The sequence below is a fragment of the Streptomyces sp. NPDC045470 genome (assembly GCF_040646595.1).
In the GTDB taxonomy this organism is placed as follows: Bacteria; Actinomycetota; Actinomycetes; order Streptomycetales; family Streptomycetaceae; genus Streptomyces.
This window is the reverse complement of sequence record NZ_JBEZAN010000011.1, coordinates 210,354-222,930: the sequence shown is the minus strand read 5'-3', so window position 1 is coordinate 222,930 and position 12,577 is coordinate 210,354. Positions and strand designations below refer to the sequence as shown.

At 71.2% G+C, this 12,577-nt stretch carries 11 protein-coding genes; 5 read left to right on the top strand and 6 right to left on the bottom strand.

What is annotated here, in order from left to right:
* Positions 1-123 precede the first annotated feature (123 nt).
* Together AB0A97_RS27570 and AB0A97_RS27565 are read left to right on the top strand one after the other, a co-directional pair.
* Positions 124-456 (top strand): CU044_2847 family protein, encoded by a 333-nt coding sequence (locus AB0A97_RS27570; protein WP_361154908.1) that lies wholly within the window; start codon positions 124-126, stop codon positions 454-456.
* A gap of 10 nt (positions 457-466) precedes the next feature.
* Positions 467-4,951: a tetratricopeptide repeat protein gene (locus AB0A97_RS27565; RefSeq protein WP_361154907.1), complete on the top strand. Its 4,485-nt coding sequence runs from the start codon at positions 467-469 to the stop codon at positions 4,949-4,951.
* A 30-nt stretch (positions 4,952-4,981) separates the two neighbouring features.
* Here AB0A97_RS27565 and AB0A97_RS27560 read toward each other — a convergent pair whose 3' ends face one another.
* Together AB0A97_RS27560 and AB0A97_RS27555 are read right to left on the bottom strand one after the other, a co-directional pair.
* A complete protein-coding gene (locus AB0A97_RS27560) occupies positions 4,982-5,722 on the bottom strand; it encodes a GNAT family N-acetyltransferase (RefSeq protein ID WP_361154966.1) in 741 nt (246 codons plus the stop codon).
* 226 nt (positions 5,723-5,948) lie between these two features.
* Positions 5,949-6,887: a chlorophyllase gene (locus AB0A97_RS27555; protein WP_361154906.1), complete on the bottom strand. Its 939-nt coding sequence runs from the start codon at positions 6,885-6,887 to the stop codon at positions 5,949-5,951.
* 230 nt (positions 6,888-7,117) lie between these two features.
* Between AB0A97_RS27555 and AB0A97_RS27550 the strand changes: the two genes are divergently transcribed.
* Positions 7,118-7,498: a MerR family transcriptional regulator gene (locus AB0A97_RS27550; protein ID WP_361154904.1), complete on the top strand. Its 381-nt coding sequence runs from the start codon at positions 7,118-7,120 to the stop codon at positions 7,496-7,498.
* Positions 7,499-7,618: 120 nt separating this feature from the next.
* Here the strand turns inward: AB0A97_RS27550 and AB0A97_RS27545 are convergent, their stop codons facing one another.
* Positions 7,619-7,915 carry a hypothetical protein gene (locus tag AB0A97_RS27545; RefSeq protein WP_361154903.1) on the bottom strand — a complete coding sequence of 99 codons (297 nt, stop codon included), beginning with the start codon at positions 7,913-7,915 and terminating at the stop codon, positions 7,619-7,621.
* A gap of 66 nt (positions 7,916-7,981) precedes the next feature.
* A complete protein-coding gene (locus AB0A97_RS27540; RefSeq protein WP_361154901.1) occupies positions 7,982-8,719 on the bottom strand; it encodes an acetoacetate decarboxylase in 738 nt (245 codons plus the stop codon).
* Positions 8,720-8,871: 152 nt separating this feature from the next.
* On the opposite strand from AB0A97_RS27540, the gene AB0A97_RS27535 reads away from it, so the two are divergent.
* Positions 8,872-9,744 (top strand): 3-hydroxyacyl-CoA dehydrogenase family protein, encoded by an 873-nt coding sequence (locus AB0A97_RS27535; protein WP_361154900.1) that lies wholly within the window; start codon positions 8,872-8,874, stop codon positions 9,742-9,744.
* A gap of 65 nt (positions 9,745-9,809) precedes the next feature.
* Entirely contained in the window at positions 9,810-10,424 is a 615-nt protein-coding gene (locus AB0A97_RS27530; protein WP_361154898.1) for a TetR/AcrR family transcriptional regulator, read from the top strand.
* A gap of 138 nt (positions 10,425-10,562) precedes the next feature.
* Here the strand turns inward: AB0A97_RS27530 and AB0A97_RS27525 are convergent, their stop codons facing one another.
* Both AB0A97_RS27525 and AB0A97_RS27520 read right to left on the bottom strand, forming a co-directional pair.
* Positions 10,563-10,952, bottom strand: coding sequence for a DUF4333 domain-containing protein (locus AB0A97_RS27525; RefSeq protein ID WP_361154896.1), 390 nt, complete (start codon positions 10,950-10,952; stop codon positions 10,563-10,565).
* 568 nt (positions 10,953-11,520) lie between these two features.
* Positions 11,521-12,486, bottom strand: coding sequence for an META domain-containing protein (locus tag AB0A97_RS27520; protein WP_361154894.1), 966 nt, complete (start codon positions 12,484-12,486; stop codon positions 11,521-11,523).
* Positions 12,487-12,577: the final 91 nt, after the last annotated feature.

The window sequence follows — 12,577 nt, the reverse complement described above, 5'->3', positions numbered from 1 at the left end:
GCCCTCCCGGCGGGCGCCCGTCCGCCCACCGGAAAAATGACGTCATCGCGGAATCGACCGCAGGGAGCGGGACTAGACTCGAAGCGCACTTCGGTCGGGCCGGACTGGTCAGGGGGGCGGCACATGAGTGATCTGGTGCGGTTCAGGACGGCGGGTGGCGAGGACATGCTCGTCGAGGTCGACAGCGCCTCGCCCGGCCTGGAGAACGTGGCACGCGGCGACAACGGCATCCTGGAAGCGGCCCGGAGCCTCGACGAGATGCTCGCCGGAGCCCGGCCCACGATCGACGCGGTACTGGAGTGGCTCCGCCGGATGGCACCCGACGAGTACGAAGTCGGATTCGGCGTCAAACTGAACGCCGAGGCCGGGGTGGTCGTCGCCAAGACCTCCGCCGAGGGGCACTTCACCGTACGGCTGGGCTGGCGCCGGGACGAGCCCGCCGCTCCGGCCGGCTAGGCAGCCCGCGGTGTCCTCCCAGTGGGAACAGGCCGCCTGGCTGGTGAGCATCGCCCGTGCCGAAGGCCGGCCGCCCAGTGGCGCCGGTGTACTCGTCACCGACCGGCACGTACTCACCTGTGCCCATGTCGCGGCCGCGGCCGGAGACCGGGCCGAGCCGCCCGACACCCCCGTGTCCGTACGGTTCCAGTGGGCCGGGGGCCATGAGCCGGTACCGGCAGCGGTCGTGGCAGGGGGCTGGCACCCGCAGGACGCCAAGGGGCGCCGGGGCGACCTGGCCGTACTCGAACTCCTGGGCCCGCTGCCGCCGTCGGCCGCTCCCGCTCCCCTGATCAGCACCAGGGGAGGCACCTTCGACCACGCCTTCCACGTGTACGGCTATCCCCGCGACCACGAATACGGCGGCGTCCCGGCCAACGGAATCGTCCGCGGCGCCGCGGAACACGAATGGATCGAGCTGGAGTCGCAGTCCGCCCGCGGGCACGCCCTCGCCCCCGGCTTCTCCGGCTCCCCGGTGTGGGACCGCACCCTGGGCGGCGTGATCGGCATCGTCACCACCCGGGACAGGCCGTCCCAGGGCCAGGACACCCGGACGTCGTACGCGATCCCGGTCGACACCCTGGCCACGTACTGGCCGCCCCTGCGCGACCTCATCCGCGATCCGGTCAGCGAGGACCAACGGGCCGTACTCGAAGAACTGCTCGCCCTCCCACTGGACTCCGCGGGCGAACTGCCCAGACTGCACGACGTCCGCATCTACGACATGGGCGTCACCCCGTCGAAGAACCTCCAGGACCACCCGGACCCGCCCTACGTGCCCCGGTTGCGGGAGGACCGCGCACTCGACGAAGCCTTGCTGACCCGGCCGTTCGTCCTGCTGGCGGGGGACGCCAAGGCCGGGAAGTCCCGCACCCTCGTGGAGAGCCTGCGCCGCGTACTGCCCCACGGCACACGCCTCATCGTGCCCGGACCCGCTCCCTCGGCCCCGGGCGGTATCGCCGCTCTTCCGCTGCCCACCGGGGGCGACGGCGCGGTGCTGTGGCTCGACGACATCGACGAATACCTCCGGCCCGGCGGCCTGGACACCAAGGTGCTCGACGCCTACCGGTCCATGCGGCCCCCGGTCCGCGTGGTCGCCACCATCACCTCCGAGTGGCTGGGCCGTATCCTCACCCCCAAGGGCGAGGTGAACCGCGCGGCCCGGCAGGTGCTGGAGCGGGCGCCGCAGCCGGTCCTGCTGCCGCGGCTGCTCCGCCAGGAGGATCTCGCGGACGCCCGTCGCCTGTATCCGGACGAGGACTTCACCGACCGCGGCATCGGCGAGCTGATGGTCGCCGCGCCCCTGGTGGAAGCGCGCTTCAACGGCGGTCGCGCCGGCTGCCCCGAGGGCTGGGCGGTGGTCCTGGCCGCCGCGGACTGGCACCGTATGGGCTGCGAAGGGGAACTCACGAGTGCGGCGCTGGCGGGTCTCTTCACGCACTACCTGGAGGCCGGGCCGAGCCACCGCGCCGCCACCGACGTCGCACTGCGCTCCGGGATCGCCTGGGCGACCGAGCCCGTGGCGGGCAGCATCGCGCTGCTGACCGAGTACAGCCGGACCGGCACACCGGGAGCGGGCGGCAGGGCCGACGGCAGCGAGGGCCGCCGTTACGAGGCGTTCGCCTACCTCCCCGGGTACCTCGACAGCCGCGACGACCCGGACACCGCGCGCGTCCCCCGCTTCGCCTGGGACTGGGCGGTCCGCGGCACCCCCGCCGACCAACTGCTCGGCGTCGCCTTCGCCGCGTTCACCCGGGAAGAGGGCGAGGCGGCCAGGAGCGCACTGGAGCGCGCCCTGGCCGAGGCCACGGACCGTGACGTCGTCGCCTGGGCGGCCCTGATGCTCGGCGAACTGGCCATGTACCGCGGCGACGTGACCAGTGCCAAGAGGCTGCTGGAGCGAGCGACCGACTCGGATGCGCCGGACGTCGTCTCCTTCGCCCAGGTCGACCTGGCCGCCGTACTGCAGTTGTCCGGCGGCCTGGACGCCGCACGCGCGGTGCTGGAGACGGTGATCGCCACCGGTGACCCGCTCGCGGTGCCGCTGGCCCAGGCCAGTCTCGGCGGACTGCTGCTCGGGCAGGGCGAGACCGACCGGGCCCGGGAACTCCTCGAAGCGGCCCTGCGGTCCGGGGACTCACAGGTCGTGCCGCTGGTACAGATGGGCTTCGGCGGCCTGATCGTGCAGCGCGGCGAGATGTCCGGAGCGACCACCACGGTCAAACGGGAGCCGTCCGGGCCCGCCTCCTCGGACCCGCCGGCCCGCTTCGGCACCGCGGGTCCGCTGAACCTGCCACGGGCCGTACGGCAGTCCGCGATCTCCTCGGCGGTGCCGCTGGCCCAGGTCAACCTGAGCGCGGCCCTGCTGGGGGAGGGCGAACTGGAACAGGCCGACGAACTGCTCCACTCGGCCCTGCGGTCCGGAAACCCGATGGTGGTGCCGCTGGCCCAGGCGAACCTGGGGGGCCTGCACATTCAGCGGGGCGAGCTGGAAGAGGCCCGTCAACTCCTGGACGCCGCAGCGGCCTCCGGGCACGTCTTCGCCTCCGAGCACGCGCAGGTGACCCTTGCCTGGCTGTTCTGCCTGAAGGAGAGGTACGACGAGGCGTCCGAGATCCTGCGGCGCGCCGTCGGCTTCACCAATCCGGAACAGGTGCTGCGGGCACGCTGCCTGCTCAGTACGGTGCACGCGGCGCGCGGGGACTACGCGGCCGCCGCCGAGGAACTGCAACCGGTGGTCGACTCCGCCCCCTCCGACTGGCCACCGCTCGCCCGTACGGACCAAGGTCTGTACTGGTGCCAGGCAGGGCAGTACGAGCGGGCCCGCACCGCGCTGACCGAGATGGCGGGGGCCGGCCACCCGGAACAGTCGCCGCGAGCCGCCGACCTCCTGGGGGACCTGGAAGCGGCGCAGGAGCAGTGGCAGCAGGCGGAAGCCGCGTACCGTCAGGCGATCGGCAGCGGACACCCGCTCTGGTCCCCGATGGCCCGCTTCGACCTGGCCGTGATGTGCAACCGGCTCGGTGACGAGCGGGACCGGGACCTGCTCGCCGAGGTCGCGGCGTCCCAGGTGCCCGACCTGGCACCGCGCGCCTCGGACCTGCTCGGGGACGTACTGGCCGCACGAGGTGACTGGGCGGAAGCCGAGGCCGCGTACCAGCGCGCCATCGATGCCGCGCACCCGCACTGGTCGGCCGTCGCCAGGCTGGACCTGGCGATGATGCTGGCGGACCGGGGCGAACTGGCCCGTTCCGAGGCCCTGTTCAGGGAGGAATCCACGTCCGGCTCGGCGCTGGCCGAGGTCGCCGAAGCGTTCCTGGGCATCCTGCTGGTGCAGCAGGAGGGGCGTGCGCAGGAGGGACGTCCGCTGCTGGAGCGGCTCGTGACGTCCGGCTCCGACTCGGCCGCGGACCTCTGCCGGGTGCAACTGGGCAAGCTGGCGGTGGAGGAAGGCCGGATGCCGGAGGCGACCGCGCATTTCGAAGCCTTGCTGGACTCCACGAGCGAGGTCGCCGTCTCGGTGATCCCGATCGCCCGCGCCCACCTGGGCGCGATCCTGCTCCGGCAAGGACACGTGGACGAGGCACTGGAACGGCTCGACGAGACGGACTTCGCGCACCCGGGCGCCGCGGCGGTGGCACTGCTGGGCTACGGCGAGTTCCTGATCGAGGTGGGCGACACCACGGCCGCCCAGGAGTACCTGAACACGGCACTCGGTCTGGAGGTGCCGGACACCGTCCCGAAAGCCCTCGCACTGCTCGGCGTGGCCCTGCTCGCGGAAGGCGACCTCGACGGGGCCAGGGCAGCCCTGACGGAGGCGCTGGCCACCGGCACATCCGCGATCGAGCCGCTCGCCCGCCGCTACCTCGGCAGCGCCCTGGCCAGGCTGGGGCGCCTCGCCGAGGCCCGCGACACCCTCCTCCCGCTGGCCCGCTCGGACGACTCCGTCCACCGGCCCCAGGGCCTGGTCATCCTCGGGCAACTGGCCGTGCTCGACAAACACGCCGACCAGGCACACGACTGGCTCGCCCAGGCGGCGGCGTCGGACGACCCCGAGGCCCGAGGCCGCGCACGCCAGGCACTGGACGAGTTCGATGCCACGCCCGTCCTGCCGCTCGGCCCCGGTCCGCCAGGCATCGCGGGTCCGGAGCCCACCGGGGCACCTCCGGCCTCGGCCCTTCCGGAGCCCATCGGCGCACACCCGGCCTCGGCCCCCGTGCAGCCTGCCTCGCCCCCTGGCCAGGCACCCTCACCTGACGATCCGCCCGAGCCGTCGAGCCACGCGGAAAGCCTTCCGGCCGACCTCCTCCTCGTCTTCGGCCGGATCGCCGAGGGGGAGGGACTGCCGCACGAGGCCCACTACTGGTTCGAGCGGGCGCTCGCCACCGGCGAGCGCATCCGGGAGGCACAGGCGTTGCTGGCTTCGCTCACGCGCGAGGACGGCCCCGGTGCGTGACCGCCGCGCACTCGGGACCGCCCCGTCGGCTCAGTCCTTCAGGCTGTAGAAGCGGATCGGCGAGTTCGGCTGGAAACCGATACGCGGATACACCGGGGCCCCGGCGGCGGTCGCGTGCAGAACGGCGCGAGTCAGGCCGGTGGCCCGGGCACCCTCGTACAGCGCCTTGCGGGTGACCGCCTCGCCGTACCCCCTGCGCTGCCACTGCGGATCGGTGGCGACGAGTAGGACGAACAGGCGGCCCTCCGCTTCGACGGTGGCGGCGCACGCCACCGGTACGTCACCTCGCATGCCCAGGTAGGCGTACACGCCGTTCTTCCAGAGCGCGGACCCGGCGAGGCCGTCGCGGCCCTCTTCCACGGGGAAACCGTAGGCGCGGGAGTTGATGTCCGCGTAAGCCCGTACCTGCTCCTCGGTGCTCACGCGCGTGAACGTCAGCTTGGGGTGCGCAGGTTCCGGGACGGGCAGCAGGTCTCCGGCCATGCCCGTACCGGGGAAGGCGTACTGCAAGCCCGCCTGCTCCGCCGCCGTCTCCACGGCGGAGCGGGCCTCGCCGTCGAGAAGGTCTTCGAAGAGCCACAGGAAGCCCGGGTGCTTCTTCGCGCGCATGATGTCCGCTGCCTGGCCCAGGCGGTGTCCGAGAGTCTCCGCGCCTACGCCAACGTCGGTCAAGGTGACGCAGTTCCAGAACGCGAAGCGGCAGTCCGCCCAACGGACGGCGATACCCGGGAGGTCGCGTACGTCCGCGTCCGCGTCGCGGTCGAGCACCATGGAGCGCCAGACCACGGTGAGCTGGCGTGCCGATTCGACGGACTCCGTGAGGTTCTCGGTCACCGTACCCCCTGAATTGTTGAGTGCGTACAGGCACTTGACCAAGTGGTGGACGACTCCGTGCCTGCCGGTCAGTGGGACTCTACTGGCGACACGGCGGCACGACGACACGGTGTCCCGGTCTTCCACCGAGGGGACGGAGGAAACGCGGCCGCGGGTGGCGGGGTCACTTGGATTCGAGGTGTCCCAGCGGGTGGTCGCCGGTGAGAACCGTTCGGGCGTTGTTCCAGTCAGTGCGGTCGATTCCGGTGACGTGGCGCAGGTAGGCGAGGGTGGTCTGCTGGACGAGGGCGACCCGGTCGGGGTTCTCGTCGGTGGTCTCCGCTGCCTGGTAGCCGGAGATGCCGCCGAGGAAGTGCTCGCCGCCGTGGACGGTCAGGAGGCTCTTGTCGCCGCGGCTGAGGGTGTAGGGGTCGGCCGTCCAGGCCGGGCCCCGGGTGGAGAACGGGAGGTCGTCCTTGTCTCCCGCGACGACGAGGCCGGGGGCGGTGATGTGGGAGAAGTCCTGACCGCGCAGCCAGGGAAGGTTGGCGTGGGCGAAGGGGGTCAGTTCGTCACCGCCCCTGCCTGCCGTGGCCAGTTGGATGCTGGCCATGACCCGGGAATCGGACAGGTTCTCGGCGGTGCCGGTCTGCGGGTCCGTGACGCGCAGACCCACCAGGATGCCGGCGGTCTGGCCGCCGAAGGAGTGCCCGGCCGCGACGATGCGGCTGTGGTCGACGCGGCCTTCCAGACCCGGCACGCTCCTGACCAAGGTGGTGAGCTCGTCGAGGACGCGCCGCATGTCCTGTACGCGGTAGCGCCATATCCGGGGCCGGCGAGGGTCATCGGCCGGCAGGTCGAGCCGCTTGGAGTCCAGGTGGGTGGCTTGGACGACGACAAAGCCGCCGGATGCCCAGTGATCGACCAGCGGGGCGTAGCCGTCCAGGTCCGAGCCGAAGCCGTGGGCGAAGAGCACGACGGGCAGGCTGGTGCCGGTGGTGGGGGCCGTGACGCGGACATGCAGGTCCGCGCCGCGCCACGGTGCGCTCAGCACGAGCGGCTTGACGGATACCGTCGCTGTGGGGGCGGGGCCGGTGAGGCCGGTGGTGTGGTACGTGTTCATGCGGGGGTCTGCCTTTCAGGGAGCAACGGGCCGGGGCAGGTGGAGAAACGCGTGCGGCGTCGAGGTGACCGAGGGCGTCCCGGCCGTACAGCGGCACACCGAGGTGGTGACGGACAGGACCTCCGTGCCCACGCCGCCGGCGTCCCGGCGGGCACGTGAGCTACGGTAAAACTTGACGTTGACGTGAAAGGCAAGTGCGTGTGCCGCAGATCACGCAGAAGGGGGCGGAAATGCGGATCGGGGAACTCGCCCGCCGCACGGGCGTCACTACCCGGGCCCTGCGGTACTACGAGGAACAGAACCTGCTCACCGCCGAGCGCAGCAGCAGCGGCCAGCGCCGCTACACGGAAACCGCCGTCGACCGCATCCACCTCATCCGCCAGCTCTACGCCGCCGGACTGAGCAGCAAGGTCATCGCCGAGCTGACGCCCTGCGTCATCGACGGCAAAGCCACCCCTGAACTCCTCCAGCGCCTGGCCGCGGAACGTGACCACCTCGACCGGCGCATCGCGGATCTCACCCACACCCGGGACAGGCTCGACTCCGTCATCGACGGCGCCTCGTCCCACCTGCACACCGGCGCCCCCTGCCCACGAGACGCGCACACATAGGCCGGCGCCGACTCCCTTCGGGGCAGGGCCGTTCGCCGATATTCGGTCCCCCAGCGAAGGCGCGTGCGAAAACCTTGCGCCTGATTGGCGCGCCCGTGGCGGCGAGATGCTTCCCGGTGGTCAGCCCGTCCCCTCAGGGGGCGGCTCCGGCGGTTCGGCGGTGATGGCGCGGACGGTGTCCCGGAGCCAACGCTGCCCCGGGTCGCCGTCGAGGCGCGGGTGCCAGGCCGTCTGGTAGCGCAGCGGGCGGATCTCCTCGGGAGCGGGCAGGATCCCGATCCCGGTGTCCGGGCGCTGCTGAGCGAGCAGCCTCGCGGGCAGGGTGAGGGCCGGGGACGCGCGGGCCGCGACCGGGTGATGCCGATCCTCGACAGCGCGGAATCCGGCGCGGACGGGAAGTGACGCCCACCGCGTCAACGCCGACAACGTCCCCGGGACAACAGTCCAGGCGGAGGGGCCTGTGCCGCCGTGCCCGGCGGGCGGTCAGGCGGCGAGGTAGTCGTGGACCGGCTCGGCGGGGGCGAGGGTGAGGTCGGTCAGGATGTGGCTGGCGTCGACGACCTCGCGTACGGGCAGGTCGGCCAGGGGTGCCATGACGTGCTCGAAGAGCTGGAGGCGGGCCGGGCCGTGCCAGGCTTCCTTCACGGTGATGTCGGTGATCCGCATACGGACCAGGTCGCAGACGCGGGGCCTGAAGTCGTAGCCGGGGACTGTCTTGACGGCGAAAGTGGGCACGGTGATCTGGCTGCGGGCCTCCTCCGGGTCGAGCGGCTGCCACTTGTAGGCCATGGTGGCGGTGGCCACACGCTCGCTGCCGTAGTCGAGGGTCCCGACGAGGGCGCCGCGCTCGTGGCGCAGCGCGGGCTCGCCCGCGACCTTCGGATAGGCGCTCAGTTCGCGCCCGGCGGCGGTGGCGCCGAAGGAGTCCAGGTACATGACGTGCAGGTACTCGCCCTGCTCGGCTCCGTGACGTACCGGGATGACCTGGCCGCACTCCGTGTACGGCCCGAAGCCGTCCACCTCGCCCATGCGCATGACCTCGAAGCGGACCAGAGGCTCGGTGATCTCCAACGGCTCCGGGACCACGGCGCGCAGGGCGTCCGGATCGGTGCGGTAGACGACGTTGAAGTACTCGCGGTCGGTGAAGCGGGTGGGGCGCGGGGGGTAGAGCGGGACGGTCAGGGGGGCGGTCACTGCGGCGGTCACCTGGTCGGCGCGCATGGGGTTGCTCCTTCACCGGGGCGCGAGGGGCGCCCCTTCAGTTGCATACACGGTGTATCGGATACACACTGTATCGAGAAGTTGGGTGGTGCATCCACCTGCGTTCCGGCCCCGCGCCCCTCCCGCGGCGGGGCCACGAGACAGGAGCAGTCATGAGCTTCACCCCTCCCGCCCGCCACCAGGACCGGCCGGTCGCCGTCATCGGCGCGGGCACGCTCGGCCGCCGTATCGCCTTGATGTTCGCCACCCGGGGCGGCCTGGTCCGCATCTACGACCCGGCCGCCGAAGCGGGCGAGGCGGCCTGTGCCTATGTGGCCCGCGAGCTGCCCGAGGTGGTGAAGACGATCGACGGCGGCCGTCTGGGTACCGTCGAGGCCGTGACCGACCTGGCAACCGCCCTCGCGGACGCCTGGCTGGTCATCGAGGCCGTACCGGAGCGCCTGGACCTGAAGAAGCGCCTCTTCGCGGACCTGGACGCGCTCGCCGAGCCGGACGCCGTCCTGGCCAGCAATTCCTCGTCCTACGCGACGAGCCACCTCGTCGACAGCGTGCGCACCCCCGAGCGTCTGCTGAACCTGCACTTCTACATGCCGCCCCGGCAGAACGCCGCCGACGTGATGTCCTGCGGTCACACCGACCCCGATGTCGTCGCACTGCTGCTGAAGGTGCTGCCCGACTACGGCATCCACCCGTTCGAGGCCCGCCGGGAGAGCACCGGCTTCATCTTCAACCGCGTCTGGGCCGCCATGAAGCGGGAATGCCTCGCGGTGGTCGCCGAAGGTGTTTCCACCCCGGCGGACATCGACCGCATGTGGCAGGTCAACACGGGTGCCGCGGCCGGTCCGTTCCGCCTGATGGACGCCATCGGTCTGGACGTCGTCCTGGACATCGAGAACCACTACGCCGCCGAACGCCCCGGGCTGCCCGAAGGGCCCCGCGAGCTGCTGCGGGAGTACGTGGACGCGAACCGCCTCGGCGTCAAGACCGGTGCCGGCTTCTACGACGACTACCCGCGACAGGGCTGACGGTAGGCCCGGAACGGGCGGGCACGTACCCTTCGGGAGGAACCATCACCTCCAGGGAGCGGTACGTGCCCAAGTCACCCACCAAACGCCGGCCGGCCACCGTCGCCGCACTCACCGACAGCGCGCTCGTGCTCTTCGCCGAGCGCGGCTTCCACGCCACGTCGATCAGTGACATCGTCCAGCAGGCCGGACTGACCCGCGGCGCCTTCTACTCGAACTTCCGGGACAAGGAAGAACTCTTCCTGGCCCTGTACGACACGCACACCGACCGGCTTCTGTCCCAACTCCGGGAGCAGGTCGAGACGTTCACGAACGACGCCGACCCGGTGGCGCGCGTCTTCGACCTCCTGGCCACGCACGACGCGCAGGAGCGCTCCTGGTTCCTGGTCTCGATGGAATTCACCCTGCACGCGGCGCGCCACCCGGAGATCGCGCGCGCCCTGGCCGAACACGAAGAGCGCCTCAACACCGGCCTGGCCGAGATCCTGGGCCGCTGCCTCGCGTCCTCCGGACAAGCCCCCGACGTCTCCTCCACCGCCCTCGCCCGCCTGGTCGTGGCGCTCTACGAGGGCCTCACCGCCATGCGCGTCACCCACACGACCACCGACGCCGACCCCGCTCCCTTGGCCCGCCGCGTCCTGCCCCATCTGGTCCGTGCCCTGGGGGCATCGCAGGAGTGACGGCGGCTGCGGTCCGTCCGCAGCCGTTCCCGGCCGGCGTCGCTCAGGCCGTCCCCTCCCGCGCCCAGGCGCCAGGCGTTCGCGAGAACGAGCGGGGGAGGGGAGTCGAACTGCTCCGGCTCCGCGACCGACGGACCGCTACTTGCTCTTCCCCGCTTCGCCTTCGGCTCCCTGGGCGGCGCCCTCCGTGCTCTTGTCGAGGATGGCGAAGTCGACCGTCACCTGGTCGTCCTGCACTTCGGTGACGGAAATCGTCATCGACTTCGGCCGGCCCTTGTAGACGGCGGTGCACCGGACACTCTCCGCCTCCTTCGCCCGCAGCCCGCTCGGGCAGCTCACCGAATCCGGCTCCTCGCCGCGGAAGGGATGGCCCTTGGCGTTCTCCTCCACGTCCGCGCGCGGCACCTCGTGCCCGGCCCCGCTCGCGGTGAGGACCGCCCCGCCGTTGTTCGTGTTCAGGCTCAGGGCGATTCCGCCGCCTGCCGCCAGTACGACAATCACGGCCAAGGCGATGATGATGCGCTTCATACGGTGTTCCTCGAATTTCGTTCCGGCCGGTTCTGCCCGGCTGTTCTTCCTCACCCGTCCGTCCTCACCCGCAGTGCGGAACCAACGGGTGGTATGTCCCCTCGACCGCCTCGCCGGCATCGCATGTGAAGGTGGCGGCGCCGATCCGCGCGTGGCGTTGGCGACGCCGCTTCCGGCGGGGCGGACTTGCTGCCGGTGGACTGGGACGAGGCCGAGGAGTGCCGGGCACTGGACGCAGGCGAAGAGGCAGCGGAGTCCGCTGAGCCGGAAGCACCCGCCGCCACGGAATCCTGCCCGCAGGCCGTGGCCCCCGGACCCGGCGCCGTGGCGACGACGGCGGCGGCGATCCGGTGGCCGGTGCGGCCACGGAATCGGCGGGCGGCGGTGTGCATCGTGTTCTCCTGTTGCGCTGTTCCCTCGTCTCGCTCCCGGACGAAAGACAGCTTCGAAGATCACGTTGGCGTTCCACTAACGGACGGCTAATGCGGCGTAGCAGCGCACATCCGTGGTGAATCCGGTTCCGGTTCCGTTCCGGTTTCGATTCCGGTCCGTCGGTCGTCGGCCGCCGCTATCGGCGGGGGAGCCCCTGGAAGAGAAAGCCGGTCTCCATCGCGGGGAACGCCAGGTCATGCGTCAGGGACATACGGGAACTTCCCGGCTCTGCCCAGTATGTGTAATTGAACGACTTCCGCAACGTTGCCAGTACGCCCGCTTCCTCCTCCATGATTTTCTCGTCGCAGCCGCGGTGCGAGGAGAGGGCCACGTCGTGGAAGAAGACGTGCAAGCCGGAGAACGTGGCCCGGGCGGTGAAGTCGTTGCAGCCGAGTTTGCCGCTCACCTCGCCGTTCTTGTGGAAATCGAAGTACATCCGGTCGCCGGCGGCGAATTCCGGACCTTGGCTGTCGTAGGCCGTGACGGTGCTGAGTTTCCACCGGGTCGTGAAGAAGGTGTCGCTCCTGGCTTGCACGAGGGTGATGTCGTCGCCCTGTTGGTTCTTGAGATGCAGCTCCACCTCGCCTTGCGTGTTGGGCCGCTCCAAGGACAGTGAGAGATTCCCGCGGAGCGCTCCTTGCACCTGCTTCTCGAAGCGCGTCAGCTTCAGTCGGTCGTGTCCGCTGTGCGGAGCGCACGGTCCGGACCCGGCCAGTGGAGGGGCCGGTGTCGCGGAGGGGGCGGGACGAGGGGTCAGTTTCTCGCCCAGCGTGAGCCGGGTGGCCGACACCTCGGCTTTCAGACGGAACGGCGTACAGCCGTAGTCACCCGAGGCGGTGCCGTCGCCGTGCAGCGCGATCCACGCACGTGCCTCGGACGGCAGGTTTTCCTCCTGGCCGTCGAACGTGACCTCCCGAAACCGCCAGACGCCTTCCGCCAGCAGCCCGCCCGCGCCGGCCGGTCGCTGCTCTGCGGGAAACGCGGGCGCCGCGAGGTCTCCCGGCGCGCCGTCACCCTCCACACCACCGCTGCATGCGGAGAGGGTGAGGAGCGCCGCCAGTGTGGCAGCAGGGACGAGAGCCAATCTTCGGGACACCTTCATGCTTATCGGGACGCTTGGGTGACATGTCCGGTTCCGACTCCCATCGCGTCCCTTCCGGGCGCGGCCGACGGCCTGCCAGTCCTCCCCGCGG

Bases quoted from the DNA above. Each gene is read 5' to 3' on its own strand.
- AB0A97_RS27525 (WP_361154896.1), bottom strand. From the start codon at position 10,952: ATGAAGCGCATCATCATCGCCTTGGCCGTGATTGTCGTACTGGCGGCA.
- AB0A97_RS27540 (WP_361154901.1), bottom strand. From the start codon at position 8,719: ATGCGCGCCGACCAGGTGACCGCCGCAGTGACCGCCCCCCTGACCGTC.
- AB0A97_RS27550 (WP_361154904.1), top strand. From the start codon at position 7,118: ATGCGGATCGGGGAACTCGCCCGCCGCACGGGCGTCACTACCCGGGCC.
- AB0A97_RS27535 (WP_361154900.1), top strand. From the start codon at position 8,872: ATGAGCTTCACCCCTCCCGCCCGCCACCAGGACCGGCCGGTCGCCGTC.
- AB0A97_RS27570 (WP_361154908.1), top strand. From the start codon at position 124: ATGAGTGATCTGGTGCGGTTCAGGACGGCGGGTGGCGAGGACATGCTC.
- AB0A97_RS27555 (WP_361154906.1), bottom strand. From the start codon at position 6,887: ATGAACACGTACCACACCACCGGCCTCACCGGCCCCGCCCCCACAGCG.
- AB0A97_RS27520 (WP_361154894.1), bottom strand. From the start codon at position 12,486: ATGAAGGTGTCCCGAAGATTGGCTCTCGTCCCTGCTGCCACACTGGCG.
- AB0A97_RS27560 (WP_361154966.1), bottom strand. From the start codon at position 5,722: ATGGTGCTCGACCGCGACGCGGACGCGGACGTACGCGACCTCCCGGGT.